The sequence below is a fragment of the Chloroflexota bacterium genome, from assembly GCA_016197225.1.
Taxonomy (GTDB): Bacteria; Chloroflexota; Anaerolineae; order Anaerolineales; family VGOW01; genus VGOW01.
The window spans coordinates 37,917-54,096 of sequence record JACPWC010000066.1 but is presented as its reverse complement, the minus strand read 5'-3'; the positions used below and the strand labels follow the sequence as shown (position 1 = coordinate 54,096).

General features: G+C 59.0%; 7 protein-coding genes. 1 reads left to right on the top strand and 6 read right to left on the bottom strand.

Going from position 1 to position 16,180, the window contains the following annotated elements:
• Positions 1–120: 120 nt before the first annotated feature.
• Genes HYZ49_12310 through HYZ49_12285 form a run of 6 tightly spaced genes read right to left on the bottom strand, consistent with a single transcriptional unit; the run spans position 121 to position 15,183 of the window.
• Complete coding sequence (locus HYZ49_12310; protein MBI3243067.1) at positions 121–2,583, bottom strand: response regulator; 2,463 nt, start codon at positions 2,581–2,583, stop codon at positions 121–123.
• Between the two features lie 22 nt (positions 2,584–2,605).
• A complete protein-coding gene (locus HYZ49_12305) occupies positions 2,606–2,965 on the bottom strand; it encodes an Hpt domain-containing protein (GenBank protein ID MBI3243066.1) in 360 nt (119 codons plus the stop codon).
• Between the two features lie 9 nt (positions 2,966–2,974).
• Entirely contained in the window at positions 2,975–6,250 is a 3,276-nt protein-coding gene (locus tag HYZ49_12300; GenBank protein ID MBI3243065.1) for a response regulator, read from the bottom strand.
• 7 nt (positions 6,251–6,257) lie between these two features.
• Positions 6,258–13,130 carry a GAF domain-containing protein gene (locus tag HYZ49_12295; protein ID MBI3243064.1) on the bottom strand — a complete coding sequence of 2,291 codons (6,873 nt, stop codon included), beginning with the start codon at positions 13,128–13,130 and terminating at the stop codon, positions 6,258–6,260.
• A 4-nt stretch (positions 13,131–13,134) separates the two neighbouring features.
• Entirely contained in the window at positions 13,135–13,386 is a 252-nt protein-coding gene (locus HYZ49_12290) for a hypothetical protein (protein MBI3243063.1), read from the bottom strand.
• Between the two features lie 9 nt (positions 13,387–13,395).
• A complete protein-coding gene (locus HYZ49_12285) occupies positions 13,396–15,183 on the bottom strand; it encodes an MFS transporter (GenBank protein MBI3243062.1) in 1,788 nt (595 codons plus the stop codon).
• Positions 15,184–15,386: 203 nt separating this feature from the next.
• Here HYZ49_12285 and HYZ49_12280 point away from each other — a divergent pair, with 203 nt between their 5' ends.
• On the top strand, positions 15,387–16,136 hold the full coding sequence (locus HYZ49_12280) for a Crp/Fnr family transcriptional regulator (GenBank protein MBI3243061.1): 750 nt from the start codon (positions 15,387–15,389) through the stop codon (positions 16,134–16,136).
• Positions 16,137–16,180: the final 44 nt, after the last annotated feature.

Here is a 16,180-nt window from a genome sequence, read left to right as displayed (position 1 = left end):
CAAAACTAATGTTGAGATACCTGCTTGTCATGTGGCGCGCCTCCTTTCAGTAAGATGTGGGCGCAGTTTAACACGAAACTGCGGAGGAAGGCAAGATGCAGAATCAATTAGGAAACCGCCCTAAGTGGCGGCTTGGGCCGGGTCGGCAGGGTGGTCGAGCGAATTGCCCATCACCGAGGCTTGCTTGTCGAGCGTCAGCGACTCGTTGAAGTAGGCTAGAGCTTCCTGGTAAGCGCCCTGCTGTCGCGCCTGCTCGCCGGCCTTTTCCAAATAGTGAACGGCTTTGGCCACGTCTTCGGCTTTGGCCCAGTGATGCGCCAACAGCGGATAGTGCGGCGAAAGGTCGGCGGCGTAGGTCTGCTCGTGCCATTCGGCGATGGCCCGGTGCAGTTGTCGGCGCTGGGCAAACAACATCAAATTGTAAGCAACCTCCTGAGCGGCCTCATCGTGGAATTGATAGGCCAACTCAAGCGCGTCGCCCGACAACAGCCGGGCCAGCAGGTTGTGTCCTTCCAGTGCTTGCAGGTGCTCGGCCAGTTGCGGTTTGTCGGCCTCAACCGGGTAAATATCGCGCAGTAGATCAAGCTTCACCAGTCGCCCAATCACGCTGGCAACTTTGAGAGTCAATTGCTGGGCCGGCGACAAACGATCAATGGCGCTTTCGACTCGCTTCTTTTCTCCGACCGGGCGATAAACAGGGACGGGTTGAGTCTTGCCTTTGACAATGATCGGAGGCAAGGCCACAAACTCCACCTGCCCCTGAGCCGCTCGGTAAACCGCCTCGTCGCACAAAATGCCGTCCGTCGCCGCCATCATCAGCCGCGCCGCCAGGTTGGTCTTGTCGCCAAGCACACCGTAAGTCCGGTGGGCCACGCCGCCGTAAGCGCCGGCCCGCATTTGCCCCTGCGCCAGGCCAATTTGAATCCCGTGAATGAAGCCGAGTTCGGGCGGCGGTGATAGAAGTTCCTGCGCGGCGTTCACGGCCCGGACTGCATCGTCGTAATGCGCCACTGGCGCGCCAAACGACACGTACAGATAACTGCCTTTGTCGCCCATCGTCAACTGCAAAAACGCGCCGTCGTAACGGGCCACCACCGACTGCGCCCAGCGCACAAATGCATCCAGCTTGTCTCCGGCTTCATCGTCGTTGTCGTAGTCAAGATCGTCGTACTTGAGCAACAGGGCTACCGCCGGGCGTAATTCGGATAAAAATTCGCTCTTGCCGCCGCGCACTTTTTCGTAGACGGCGGCCAATAACCAGGGCCGGGCTTGAGAATCGGAGATGGAATCGGGTGGGAGCGCCGGCCACGGGGCGGCGGTCACCCCCGGGGGCAGGCCGGTCACTACCGCGAACCGTTTCCCGGTCGCTTCATCTTTTCGCCATTCGGCAACGTCCATCTTGTCGCCCGTCCGAGTGGTGATGGATTCATCCACCAGCACTTCACCGCGTTTGGCCTGGTGCTCGCCCAGCGCCAGATCATTCAGCAACTGCCCGGCCAGCACTTCCATCTGCCGGATTTGCGGGTCGCCCACCAAAAAGCGCCGCACCGGGCCGGCCACCACTGCCACTTTGATGACGACTGAGATTGACGTTCCGGCCGGCGTCTGGATCGTCTCGAACTGGCGCATGGCCGTTTGCATTGCCAGGGCGCAGGCTGTGGCGCACAACCCGTCGTCGGCGTTGAACCAGCAGGCAATGGCGTCGCCGCTGAAGCTGATGACACTGCCGCCGTAACGATGCACTTCTTCCACCAGCGCGCCAAAGACCTGGTTGAGTTGCCGGGTCAGTTCTTCCACGCCGCGTTGCAGGCCAAGTTCCTGCGCCAGCGATTCGGTGAGGGGGGTGAAGCCGGAGATGTCGGCGAAGAGGGTGGCGCCGTGAGCGCGGTTGGGCAGGAGCTGGCCGCTCGCCAGCGCGTGCCGGCGATCCATCGGAATGTAAACAGAGACGGTTTCCCCGGCCGCCCGCTGGTGCTCTTCCATGTCCAGCCGCAGTTGTTGCAGTTGTAGTTTAAGCCGTTGCTCGCGAGCGTACACTTCGCCGGCCATGCGTTGAAAGACGCGGGCCAGCCGCCCCAGGGCGTCCGACCGGGCCGCAACGTTGTCCAGGCTCTCGGTCTGGAACTGGCTGGCTTCCACCGCCGCCGCCGCGTCGGCCACGTAGCCCACCTGTTCCAGATATTCGAGTTCCAGGTCGCGCAGGCGTTTGCCGGCCAGCGATGAATTGATGCGGGCCTGAAGCAGGCCGGCGTTGAACGGCTTGGGCAAATAGTCGGTGGCCCCCATTTCGATGCACCGGAGCACGCTGTCCAGTTCGTCCACGGCCGAGATCATGATCACCGGAATGTGCCGCAGGGCGTTGTCGTGTTTGATCTGAGCCAGCGTCTCGTAGCCGTCCAGTTCGGGCATCAAAATGTCGAGCAGCACCACGTCGAACGGTTCGGCCCGCAACATGGCCAGCGCCTGCTGGCCGTTCTCGGCCGTGGAGGCGGTGTGCCCCTGCTCGGCCAGGGCGCGAGTGAGCAACATGCGATTGATCTTGTTGTCGTCTACGACGAGGATACGACCGCGATCGGTTGCCATCATTTAATCTGCTCGCAGGAAATTACAGTCCGCTGGCGCGAAGGGTTTGTAGAGCATCCCGGACACGGTGATATTCGGTCTCTGCTTTTGCCAGCCGGTCGTCCACGTCCGTCACGCCGCCCTTGCCAAGCTCTTCCAGTTCTTTGCACATCCCGGTCAGCGCCGTCGCGCCAAAGTTGGCGCTATTCGACTTGAGGCTGTGGGCCGCCCGGCGCAGTTCTTCGGCCTGGCCGGTCTCTGTCGCCCGGCGCATGTCGCCCAGCAGTTTGGGCGCGTCGTCAAAAAAAGTGCTCATCAGGTCGTCAAAAAAATCCATGTCGTCGCCCACTGTAACCAGCAGGTTGTTCAGGGTCGCGCGATCAATGACTTCAGCGTCCGCCATAAATTTTCCTCACTCCAAAACCCGGCGCCGGCTCAACGCTCCCACCAGTTCATCCACGCGAATGGGCTTGGTAATGTAATCGTCCATCCCGGCCTCAAGGCAAATCTCCCGGTCGCCTTGCATGGCGTTAGCCGTCATGGCGATGATGCGCGGCTGCTTAAAACCTGCGAGGGTTTGCGAAACGCCTCCCAGGTTTCTAATACTGCGGGTCGCCTCCAGCCCGTCCATCTCCGGCATCTGCACATCCATCAGCACCACGTCGTACTGCTGGCGTTCAACGGCCTCAATCGCCTCAAGGCCGTTCCCGGCCAGGTCGGCCCGGTAGCCCATTTGCGATAACAGCCGCAGGGCCAATTTCTGATTCACGGCATTGTCTTCGGCCAGCAGGATTCGCAGAGGCAGACGCGCCGCCATGCCAGGATCCAACTGTGGCTTCGGGCTAGCCGCCCCTGCCGGTTTGGTTTTGATCTTTATTTCCCCTTCAACAAATACACCGATCAGCGCATCAAAAAGTTGCGATTGTTTGAGCGGTTTGGTGAGATAAGCGGCAAATGTCGAGCTATCAACCCCTGCTTCGCGCCGGCCCAGCGAGGAGAACAGGATGAGCGGCAGAGCTTTGGGGTCGCGATGCTTGCGAATTTCGTTGGCCAGCATCACCCCGTCCATCTCTGGCATACTCATGTCCAAAATGGCGATGTCGAACGGCTCACCCTGCCGGACCCAGGCCAGAGCCTCCACCGGGAAAGCCGCCTCCCGGGGGATCATCCCCCACGACTGTGTTTGCAATGTCAGAATACGCCGGTTGGTGGCGTTGTCGTCCACGATGAGGACGCGCTTGCCGCGCAGATAGGGTTGCTCGCCGCTCAGGTGTTCGCGTTGCTTTACTTCTGGCGCGGCTTCCGCCCGGATCATAAAGTGGAAGGTTGAGCCTTTGCCGGGCACGCCCGCGCTCTCCACCCACATTGTGCCGCCCATCAACTCGCTCAGGCGCTTGCTGATCGCCAGGCCCAGGCCGGTGCCGCCGTACTTGCGCGTGGTCGAGGCGTCCACCTGGCTGAACGATTGGAAGAGACGGTTGAGCCGGTCGGGCGGAATACCGAGGCCGGTGTCGTGGATAGAGAATTGGAGGACAGGAGAATTCTCTAATTCTCCATGCTTCGCCTCCGATCTCTTGACCGTCACAACGACCTCCCCCTTCTCCGTAAACTTCAAAGCGTTGCTCAACAGGTTGAGCAGAATCTGGCGCAGGCGGGTCACGTCGCCGACGATAGTTGAAGGCGCGCTGTCTTCGATGACGTAAGCCAGGTCGAGCTTCTTCTCCGCCGCTTTGGTCGCCACCAGGTCCAGGGCGCTCTCCAGGCAATCGCGCAAATCGAAGGGCTGGCTCTCCAATTCCATCTTGCCTGATTCGATCTTGGAGAAATCCAGAATGTCGTTGATGATGGTGAGCAGGGCCTCGCCGCTGTTGCGGATGGTGTCGGTGAACTCGTGCTGATCGGCGGTGAGTTCGGTGTCGAGCAGAAGGCCGGTCATGCCGATGATGCCGTTCATGGGCGTACGAATCTCGTGGCTCATCGTAGCCAGAAAGGTGCTCTTGGCCAGGTTGGCGGCTTCGGCTCTTTCTTTTTCCCGGCTCTCGTGGTGCTTGGCGTCAATCAACTGGGCTACGTAAAGCGCCGTCCCGGCCTGATCGGCCAGCAACGTCAACAATGTTTCATCCTCGCGGGAGTAGTCCTGATGTGAAAGGCGCGACCCGAGCGCCAAGACCCCGATCAGCGCGCCCCCCGTGTCGAGCACATTCGCAGATTTTGAAGCCACCAATGGCACCAGAAGATGAAACACCTGATTAAGTTCCTTGTCTTTGGGGTGCAGAACCGTCAGCCCGCTTTGCAAACGATCCAGCAAGCCGGGGTCAATTGACACTTCCGGCTTATGCAACGCCACCTGCAAGAGGTAGAGCGCCCGCCGTGTTTCGGAAGAGTCGGGCAGATTTTGCGACTCGGCCAACTGATAGTCGTGGCCGCGGCGAAGCAAGACGGCGCCGTGAGTGATCTGAAACAAACCGGTGGTGCGGGTGACGAGAGTGCGGAGCAATTCTTGCAGATCAATGATAGTCCGCACTTCGCGGGCAAAGGTGGTGAAGGTTTCGCGGAAATCCACCCGCGCCCGGTAAAAGCGGCGGTCAATAAACGTTTGAATGCGGCCTCGGGCGGGCGTGAATAGGGCGGCAATCACCAGCGTCGAAATGACTATCGCCGCATCCGACGTTTGACCGGTGAAAGCCCGAAACGCGCTTTGCAGGACGAACACGCTGGCAAAGTAAACGATGCCCAGGGCGCTGGTCAGCGCGCCGTAGACCAGGGTGCGGTTAATGAGAATATCAACATCCCACAAATTGTGGAACAGGATGGATACCATGAGCGCGAGGGGGAGAACAAGGAAGGACAAGGTGAAGGGGATGGCGCTGAGGAAGCGATACCAGATGCGCTCCGGGCCGGGCTGGGCGAAGACAAAGCCATCGAGCAGGCTTGTAACCAGCGCGATCAACACAAACATGACCACGCCCAATATGAGCCATTTGGTTTGTTGGCGCTGGACGGTGTTGAACACGCGGCGGTAGCGATACACCAGCACGGCGACCACGCAAATTTGCAATCCACCTTCGATTAGGGTGGTAAACCCGACGAAGCCGGGCTGGCCGAAGGTGACGGGGAAGGAGGTGATAACTAATTCTTTGAAGAGCGTCCAGACCGCGCCGCCGTAGGCCACCCACATCGTCCAACGCGGGTTGAAGCGCCCGTTGGGAAAGGTGTAGAGAAAGACGCCTAACATGCCGTTGGCAAGGGCATATAGAAACTGGAAAGCCAGTTTCCATGCGAGCGGGGCTTGAGCGATCAGGTCATCGCGATTGGCAAACGAGTAGACCAATAGGATCAAGCCGATCATGACGGCAAAGATATCGTCGGTCTTCAGCCAAAAGATAAAGGCGGCCACGGCGAGCATGCCGAAGGAAAAGACGACGGTGCCAATCAGGTCCTCGGCGGCGTAAACTTCCAGTGATAGACCCATCTCAGCCGTCAGCGCCACTTCGCGCGGAGTGGGGAAACACTGACTCTGATCGGGCGGGCAGGGTTGGGTGAATTTCTCGTGGGCCAGCCCCCAGCGAACGATGTGCCAGCCAACGGAGACAAGCGCCAGCGCGATCCAAACCACCCGGACGATATTCACCGCCCAACGATTCAAACGGGCTTCGGCCCCTGTCTCTGAAACTGTCAACTCAGGCATGTTGAATTCAATCCTCAATAAATGGCCGGCACTGACTCAATGCTCCAACTAGCTCTTCTATTCGAATGGGCTTGGAGATGTAATCGTCCATCCCCGCCGCCAGGCACATCTCCCGGTCGCCCTGCATGGCGTTGGCCGTCATGGCGATGATGCGCGGCTGCTTAAAACCTGCCGGGTCTCCGAGGCCCGACAGGTTTCGGATGCGGCGAGTCGCTTCCAGCCCGTCCATCTCCGGCATTTGCACGTCCATCAGAATAACATCATACTGCCGACGCCCCACAACCTCAATCGTTTCGATTCCGTTCGCCGCCAGGTCGGCCTGGTAACCCATTTGCGCCAGCAGGCGCAGCGACAATTTTTGATTCACGGCATTGTCCTCGGCCAGCAGGATTCTCAAAGGCAAGTGGGTCGCCATCTCCGGGTCAATTTGCGCCTTCGAGGCCGCCGGCTTTTGAATTTTAACGGCCTCCCCGGCAAAGAGCGCGGCCAGGGTGTCAAACAGTTGCGACTGCTTGAGGGGCTTGGTGAGGTAAGCCGCAAAATCGGCGGCTTCCACCCCGGCCTCGCGCCGCCCCAGCGACGAGAACATGATGAGCGGCAGGATTTTGGCGTCGCGGTGTTTGCGAATCTCCGCCGCCAGGGTAATGCCGTCTATCTCAGGCATATAGACATCCAGAACGGCAACGTCGAAGGCCTCGCCCTGCTTGACCCAGGCCAGGGCTTCCAGCGGCGAGGCCGTGTCGCGGACGATCATGCCCCACGATTGGGCTTGCAGAGTAAGAATGCGGCGGTTGGTGGCGTTGTCATCCACCATCAGCAGGCGCTTGTTGCGGAGCTGGGGTTGCTCGCCGGCCAAGTGCTGGCGCGGCTTCAGGGCCGGGGCCGGTTCGGCGCGGATGGTGAAATAGAAAGTGCTCCCCTTGCCCGGCACGCCGTCGCTTTCCACCCACATCGCGCCGCCCAGCAACTCGCTCAAGCGTTTGCTGATGGCCAGGCCCAGCCCGGTGCCGCCGTATTTGCGCGAAGTCGAAGCATCCACCTGGCTGAATGATTGGAAGAGCCGGTGAACGCGGTCGAGCGGGATGCCGAGGCCGGTGTCGCGGACGGAAAAATGGAGGGTGACAAATGGGACTCGGTGAGAGGCGGCGGCCCCGTCCTCGGTCGCCCGGCTCGAGACGTTGACCACCACTTCGCCGCCCTCGGTGAACTTGATGGCGTTGCTCAACAGGTTGAGCAGAATCTGGCGCAGGCGGGTCACGTCACTAATGATGGCCGCCGGCACGTCCGGCTCGATGACGTAAGCCAGGTCGAGTTTCTTCTCTGCCGCTTTGGTCGCCACCAGGTCGAGGGCGCTCTCCACGCAGTCGCGCAAATCCAGCGTCTGGCGCTCCAGTTCCATCTTGCCCGATTCGATTTTCGAGAAGTCAAGGATGTCGTTGATGATGGTGAGCAGGGCGTCGCCGCTGGCGCGAATGGTTTCGGCAAACTCGCGCTGGTCGGGCGTTAGCTCGGTGTTGAGCAACAGGCCGGTCATGCCGATCACGCCGTGCAGAGGCGTGCGAATCTCGTGGCTCATGCTGGCCAGGAAGATGGACTTGGCCTGGGTGGCCGCCTCAGCGGCGGCGCGGGCTTCCTGTGCTTCGTTGAAGAGGCGGGCGTTTTCGAGAGCCACGCCGACAGTGGCGGCGATGGTGGTCAGCAGGCGCACGTCGGCGTCGGCGAAGCGGTTTTCGCGCTCGGTGCTTTGGAGGGAGATCACGCCAATGGCGGTTTCGCCGACCATGATCGGCACGCTCAGCGAGGCCTTTGGCATTTCGCCGGTCATGGCTACCGCGCCCAGCCCTCTGGCTCGGCGCTCCCAGTCGTTGTTGATCAGTTGCGGCCGGCGCGACTCGAGGACGCGCGAGGTGAGGCCCTGGCCGAACGGGATGGGTTCTTCGCTGATCACCCGGCGATCCACTTCCCAGAAATAGGGGTAATGGATCAGGTCGGTCTCACGGTCGTGCAAGGCAATGAAGAGGTATTGGGCTTTGAAAACTTCGCGAAGTTTTTCGCCCACCAGATCAACCACGACATTCATTTCCAGTTGCGAGGCCAGGGCCTGGCTGATGTTGTTGATGATGGCCAGTTCGGCGGCGCGCTGGTCAGTCTCGGCGAAGAGGCGGGCGTTTTCGATGGCGATGGCCGCCTGTTGTGAGAGGCCGATGGTGAAGTCAAGCTCCGATTGCGTAAACGGGCCGTTCAGGGTTTTGTCGCGCCAGACCACCATGACCCCGGTCACTTTTTCGCGCGCCGTCAATGGCGAAAAAATGATGGCTTCGTTGCCCTCGTCGGTGCCGGGAACGCGGGCCACACGCGGATCGTGCAGAGGGTCGTTAACCACTTCGGCCACCCCGGTCTGGGCGACACTGCCGGTGATGCCATGTCCAATCTGCAATGTGCGCGACCGGTAGATGTCGGCAAACTTGCCAATGGCGACGACGACGGGCAGGTCGCCGTCTGGTTCCAGCAGTCTTAGAACCACGTCGCGGGCATGCAACACCGATTGCGCCCGGACTGCGATCTGCTCCAACACGGTGGGCAAATCAAGCGTGGCCGAAATCTCGCGGCTGATCTCGGCCAGGGTCGTGGCCTCGTCTGTCCGGTGCTGGGCTTCGGCGAAGAGGCGGGCGTTTTCGATGGCAACTGCCGCTTGTTGTGACAGGCCGACGAGGAAATCGAGTTCGGACTGGATGAAGGGATGGCCGCCCGTGCGCCAGACGGCCATCATGCCGCTGACCCGTTCCCCGGCCAACAGCGGGGCCACCATCAATCGTTCTTTATCCTCGTCGGGAGTGCCGGGAATGGTGCGGGCGCGCGGGTCTTTGTTGGCATCGTTGATAAATTCGGCGGCGCCGCCCTTTGCCAGATCGCCAATGATGCCCTCGCCCAGATGAATGTGATCGGCTTTGATTTCGTCGGCGTCGGGGCCGAGGGCGACAATGGCTCTGAAAGCCTGGCCGGAAGAGTCGGGCAAAAAGATGGCGCTGGTGGCGGCGCTCAGCAAATCGCGGGCGTGGGCGGCGATGCGTTCCATCACCAGGGTGAGATCGAGGGTAGAGGAGACATCGCGGCCCACTTCGGCCAGGGCCGCCGTCTCGCGTGCCCGGCGCTGGGTCTCGTCGAAGAGGCGGGCGTTTTCGAGGGCCACGCCCATGCTGGAGGCGACGGTGCTCAAGAGGCGCACGTCCGAGTCGCCGAAGGCGTTTTCGCGCTCGTAGTTTTCGAGGATGATGGAGCCGGTGACCCGGTCACTGCCGATGATGGGCACGTTGACCATGGCCTTGCTCTGGTCAGTGCCTGGAACCAGGCTCACGCCCATCTCCGCCATTTCGGCCAGAGTATTCAACACAATAGGTTGGCGCGTTTCAATCAGCTTGAACCAGGCCTTGTTTCTCGGCGGCGCGGAGGGGATGGTCAGGCGCTCGCCATGCTCGTATTCGTACAGATAATGAATGAGATTGGCCTGCTCGTCGTACCAGCGGATGCCAATATCTCCCGTCTCCAGCACTTCGCGGAGTTTGTCGCCCACCAGATCCACGATGGCCTGGAAGTTCAACTCGGCGGCTAAACCTTGCTGGATGCTGTTGATGACGGCCAACTCGGCGGCGCGCTGTTGCTCGGATTTAAATAGACGCTGGGTCTCGTCGAAGAGGCGCGCGTTTTCGAGCGCGACGCCCAGGCTAGAGGCCAGCGTTTGGACTAAACTTACTTTTGCCTCTGGATACGCGTTTTCACGATCCCAGTTTTCCAAAACGATCACGCCCAGGGCATCTTCACCCACAACAATCGGGATCCCCAACCATGATTTCGGATCATTTTGCGCGGCTGGGTAAACAGTGCCCAGTTCAGCAGATTTGCGGGCGGTGTCTGAATTCATAACGAGCGGTTCACGGGTGTTGATCACAATGGAAGATAGTCCCCACCCGAGCGGGAATTCGGCATTGGGGTATCGTTTTCCCTGTTCAAAAATATATAGGAAGCGGACCGTGTCTTGAACACGATCTACCAGGCCAATACCTACGCTTTCTCCCAAGAAAATTTCGCAAATCTTATCGCCGACAGCGTCAATCACTCCCTGAAAATCCAGTTTGGATGCAAGCGCAGTCTGAACGCTATTAATAACGGCGAGTTCGGCGGCCCGATGTTGCTCAGCCTGGAAGAGGCGTGTGGTTTCATCAAAAAGGCGCGCGTTTTCGAGGGCCACACTCATGCTGTTGGCCAGGGTGGTCAGCAGGCGCAATTCCGACTCGCCAAAAGCGTTCTGTTTCGTGTCATGGTAGAGCGCCAAAACGCCGCGAACTTTTTCTTCGATGCGTATCGGGACTCCGATCCAGGATTGGCCGACGGCGGCCCCGGCCGTCGGGCCGACCGCGCCGTGTTCGAGCATTTCCTTCTCCGTGCCCATGACCAGCGGCTTTCCCGTTTCGAGCACTCGTGAGGTGATGCCTTCACCATACTTGAGCGTGCCAACATTGATCAGGTTTTTTCCCAGATCGCTCCAATAAGGGAATTCGATAAGTTGTGCCTCCCGGTTGTAAATGGCGATATAACAGCTTTCTGCTTCAAGGATATGGCGAAGCTTGTCGCCAACCACATCAACAATGCCCTGAAACTCAAGTTTGGAAGCCAACTCCTCCTGCACCTTGTTGATGATAGCCAGCTCGGCGGCGCGTTGTTGCTCGGCTTTGAACAGGCGCTGGGTCTCGTCGAAGAGACGCGCGTTTTCGAGCGCGACGCTCATTGAGTTGGCAAGCGTAGTGAGCAAGCGCAGGTCTGAGTCGTTGTAGGCATTTTCCTTTTCAAGGCTGGCAATGCCGATCATGCCCTTGATTTCTTTTCCGACGATCAGCGGGACGTACATGCCTGACTTGAATTCTTCGCTGTTTTCAAGGACTTTACCGCCGAGGGCGCGATATTCCGCGTTGTTTCGATATATTTTAGGTTGCGCGGTGCTAATGACAAGGTTCGCAATCTCAGAGAAATGATGATCTTCAATGATGAAGCGCTCTCTCAAGAAGCAATAAGGGGTTTGTTGAATCATTGCTTCATAGTCGAAAAGATAGATAGCGGTTCCCTGCGCACGGAAGATATTGCGGATCTTGTCGCCAACCAGATCGTAGATCGCCTGCACATCCAGTTTCGACGCTAATCCTTCCTGCACGCTGTTGATGATAGCCAGCTCGCCGGCGCGTTGTTGCTCGGCCTGGAGCAAACGTTGCGTCTCGTTGAACAGGCGGACGTTTTCGATGGCGATGACGGCCTGGTCGGCAAAAGTTTGCAGGAGCGAGATCTGTTTTTCGCTATAAATTTTTTGCTCGCGGGTGGCAACTGCGAGCGCCCCAACGGCATTCCCATCCCGCAGCATAGGGACAAAGAGAAGGCTTTTGTGGCCATTGGCCTGGATAAAGCGGCGTGTTAGCTCAGGCAGGCGCGGATCGTTGTCCACGTCAGGCACGTGATACACCATACGGTCGAGAATAGTGAGCGCCGACAACCCGCCCTCTCGAGTCAACGGGCGTGGATAAGAACGTCGAATCTCTGCAAGCCCTTCGGGCGTGAAATTATTGGATGCCACCAGATCTAGCATATTGCCATCATATTGATAGACGGCTGAATCAGTAGCATCACATAGTGGGGCGGCGTGTTGGGCAATTACACTCAGAACAGGTTGTACGTCAGTGGGTGAACTGGCCATCACTCGCAGGATGTTGCTGGTCGCGGTTTGCTGTTCCAGCGCTTCGGTGATCTCTCGATTCTGTTTTTGCACTTCGTCGAACAGGCGGGCATTTTCCAGAGCCACACTCATGCTGTTGGCCAGCGTTTGCAGCAGGCTAACATCCGAGTCGCTGAACGCATTTTCGTGGTCGAGGTTTTGCAGGGAGATGACGCCTTTGGCCTCGCCGCCGACCAGCATCGGCACAAACAAAAGCGACCTGGGCACTTCGCCCTGAATTGCGATCGGATTCCCATAGTGCGCCGCCGCGCCTATGCTGTCTTGATTAATCAACAGCGGCTGGCGCGTTTCAATCACATGCTTGCGGTAACCGATGAGTTGCATCGGCTCATCGGGAAAGCGCGCGCCGCGTTCAATGGTGTACGGGAAATGCAAAAGATTTTCGTCCCGGTCATATAAACCAATGTCCACCACTTGTGCGTCGAAAATGTCGCGAATTTTGTCGCCGAGCAGGTCGTAAATTGCCTGCATCTCTAATTTCGAAGCCAGCCCCTCTTGCACGCTGTTGATGATAGCCAGTTCGGCGTTGCGTTGTCCCTCGGCTTCAAAGAGGCGCGCGTTCTCAATGGCGACGCCCATGTTGGACGACAGCGTTTGCAGGAGGCGCAGGTGATTGTCGTCGAAAGCGCGTTGTTTATAGCTTTGGATGCTGGCTACGCCTAAAACCTTGTCACCGGCAATGATGGGCACGCCCATGTATGACTCGGTTTTATCTTCCTCGTTAATCATGATGCCGCCAGATTTAATCTGTTCCTTTAGCGTCCCCAGAATGAGAGGTTGGCGGGTCTTAATCACCCGGGAGGTCATTCCCTTTCCGAAAGGAAAGGGTTCGACTTCCTGATAATTTCGATAATAGGAATAGGGCACGTGGATCAAGTTGGTTGCGGTGTCAAGAAGCAGGATTTCCGTAACTTCGGCTTTGAAGATGTCCCGCACTTTATCGCCGACGATCCGGGTGACGGTCTTGACGTCAAGCGTCTTGGCCATGGCTTCGCCCATGCTGTTGAGGATGGCGAGTTCGTCATTGAGTTGGGCTTCGCGGGCTTCCAGTTCGGCCACGCGCCGGCGAAGGGCTTCCAGTTCGGCTGAAGAAGTGTCGCTCATGTCGTCAATCCGGTTTAATGATTTGCGAGTATGGTACATCCAAACGGGTCTCGCCGGGAAACATCCCGGCAAAATTCAAGCCTTTTCTTTCAACATGCCTCACTGCCGGCTTGCCCAGAGCCTGTTTAATAAATGCTCCCCAACCGCGTCCTTCGCGAAGCATCCCGGTGGGACGCGGTTGGGAACGCCCGCGAGGACGCAGGCTAAGAGCAATTTTCAAATAGGCTCTCAAGGTAATGAAAAACGAGCGTAACATTTAACCGCCTCAGGCCACGACCTGCGGGTCGGGTGTGCGTAGTTCGCGCAAGGTTTGCTGATCCAGGCCGGCACCGCGCGGCAGGTCGAGCATCTTCATCCGCACCATGCGTTCGGTCATCTTTGAGATGAACAGGCGGTTTAACTGCGGGTGGCGCGTCATCGTGCGCAAGGCTTCCGCCGGAACCTTCAACACAGTCGCCTCCCCTTCGGTGATGACGTTGGCAGTGCGCGACATGCCGGTCAGGGCGGCGATCTCGCCAAAGAAGTCGCCCGGGTTCAGCACTTCCAGCAATTGATAGTCGCCGTCTTCGATGTAACCGGCAATGGCCTGGCCGCTGAGGATGAAATAGGCGGCGTCGCTTGTTTCGCCTTTGGCTACAATGACCGTGCCGCCGGGCGCGTCGGCTATCAACGTTTGAGCCGCCAGGCTTTCCCGTTCCCTGGCGCTTAAGCTTGACAAGGCGGAGACGTGCGTTACCAGACGATCAAAATCGGCCAGCGAGGCCGCCCGGCCCACCCCCAGCCGGGGCGAGGCTTTCGCCCCGCGCAGGAGGCTGACGGCTCGCTTCCACTCGGCGGCGGGCTGGCCCAGCCCTGGAAGGATGATCGCCAGCGACCCGACGACGAGGAAGGCCAGAGCCTGGATCAAGAATAACGTTCGCACTTCAATCACGTCGGCCAACCCGGCGCCGGCCATGCCCAGCATAAACATGGTATCACGCATGACGAAAAAGGCGCTGAACACCCGGCCCCGAGCCTCACGCGGCGTTTGCCGCTGGATGATCAATTGCCGCCCGACCACCGAGGGCGCGTTAAGAGTGGCGGCTATCACGCCCACCACAATTGCCAACGGCACTGAGGTTAACTGTGAGTAGATGATGCCCGTGATCGCCATTCCCAGAAAACTAATGGAGATCCACTGGCCCTCGCGCAACCGGTCGCCCAGGCGGGCCATGACAAAACTGCCTACTACAAAACCAACGGTGGACAGGCCTTCGATGAGGCTGTACTCAAACTCGTCGGCGTTTAGAGCGCGGCGGGCAAAGGGCAGGAGCAGGGCGTTGTTCAGGCCAAAGGTGATGAAGACGGGCAGGTAGACAAGAAAGAGTGAGCGCAGACTCGGCGTGCCGGTGATGACCTTGAACCCGGCGCCCAGGTTGCGAGCCACGACGGCGATGGTGGTCTTGCCTTCCACTTTGACTGGCGTAACGCGAATCAACAGGATGCAAGCCGCTGAGAAAATGAAAGTGATGGCGTCAATATAAAACGCCCAGACAATGTCGAGTTGAGAAGCGATGAAACCGGAGGCGGCAAAGCCGATGGCTTGCGCGCCGATGGAACTGATGGTCATCATCGAATTGGCGGCGGCCAATTCTTCGTCGGAGGCCACCTCAGACAGCAGGCTGGAATGGGCCGGGTCGAAGAATTGCCCGACGGCGCTGGCCAGGGCGACGATGATGTAAAGCCAGGCGATGCCGCGCGGGATCAGAAACGGGATCAGAAAGACCAGCACCATGCGGATCAGGTCGGCGGCGATCATGATCCGCTTGCGGTCATAACGATCCACGAACACCCCGGCGATGAGGCCGACAAACAGAGTCGGCACGGCGGTGGCCATCATCATCAGGCCCACGCTCAGGGCTGAGCCGGTGAGGCGATACACCAGGATACCGGCGGCCAACGAGGTCAGGGCGCTGCCGGCGGTGGAGATCAGTTGGCCGGTCCACATCAGGGTGAATGAGCGATTGCGAAAGACGGAGAACGTGCCGGGTTGAGCGGTGGCGGATTGCGTCATCGAGTTTCCTTTCAGGAAATCAAGACAGGCCAATTGACTGGCAATCGGCCTGGTGTATGAAAGATATACCGTCTAACAGCCCAAAATGATATGAGGCTTTGCCTGTTGCCTGGCGCAATTCAAAGACAGACTTGGCGCTCAGCATAATCTTGCTCTACAATAGCATTGCTGAGCCGCAAAGTCTGTATTCCAGAACACACAATATGCCAATTCCTAGAGCGCAACATCTAGGCCTGACCCCTTCAGAGGCCATTGCCCTCCTCCGGCAGGCGCCTCTCTTTGCCGAGTTGGGTGACGCCGGCCTGACGGCCCTGACGAGTGACTTCCGCCGCCGGGAACTGGCCCGGGGCGATGTCATCTTCCGGCAAGGTGATGAGAGCCGTAATCTGTATGTGGTGTTCAAGGGCAAAATCCGCATCTTCAAGATTTCGCCGGCAGGCCACGAGACCTCGCTGGCCATCTTTTCCAGCGGCGACATCATCGGCGAATTTGCCTGCCTGGATGGCGAACCGCGCTCGGCGACGGCCATTGCCCTGGGGCGAAGCGTGGTGTGGGAAATGGGTGGCGACACCTTTTTGGATCACCTCCGCCGCCAGCCAGACCTGGCTCTGCGCATGGCCCGCCTGCTGGCTAAAAAGTTGCGCTGGACGGCGGCCTATGCCGAAACCATCGCCCAGTTCGACGCCGCCGGGCGGCTTTTGCACCTTCTTCTTTTGTATAACGCCCAGTTTGGCGAAGAACTGGAAGCCGGGAAGCGTTACCTGCTTGACCTGTCGCTCAACCAGACCGACCTGGCCTCGCTGGTGGGCGCGCGGCGGGAATGGGTCAACCGCCTTTTGCGCGAGTGGGAACGCCGAAAACTTTTGCACTACCGGGCCGGCAAGCTTACCATTCTCGATATGCCGCGCGTCCAAGAAGAGCGTGACCGCCACCTGGACACCAGCAGACCCTAAGGGTTTCCGAAACCCTTAGGGTCTCCATATTTTCGTCATTGTCA

Excerpts from the sequence above, each read along its gene's own strand:
- HYZ49_12295 (MBI3243064.1), bottom strand. The coding sequence starts at position 13,130 with ATGAGCGACACTTCTTCAGCCGAACTGGAAGCCCTTCGCCGGCGCGTG.
- HYZ49_12280 (MBI3243061.1), top strand. The coding sequence starts at position 15,387 with ATGCCAATTCCTAGAGCGCAACATCTAGGCCTGACCCCTTCAGAGGCC.
- HYZ49_12300 (MBI3243065.1), bottom strand. The coding sequence starts at position 6,250 with ATGCCTGAGTTGACAGTTTCAGAGACAGGGGCCGAAGCCCGTTTGAAT.
- HYZ49_12290 (MBI3243063.1), bottom strand. The coding sequence starts at position 13,386 with ATGTTACGCTCGTTTTTCATTACCTTGAGAGCCTATTTGAAAATTGCT.
- HYZ49_12285 (MBI3243062.1), bottom strand. The coding sequence starts at position 15,183 with ATGACGCAATCCGCCACCGCTCAACCCGGCACGTTCTCCGTCTTTCGC.
- HYZ49_12305 (MBI3243066.1), bottom strand. The coding sequence starts at position 2,965 with ATGGCGGACGCTGAAGTCATTGATCGCGCGACCCTGAACAACCTGCTG.
- HYZ49_12310 (MBI3243067.1), bottom strand. The coding sequence starts at position 2,583 with ATGGCAACCGATCGCGGTCGTATCCTCGTCGTAGACGACAACAAGATC.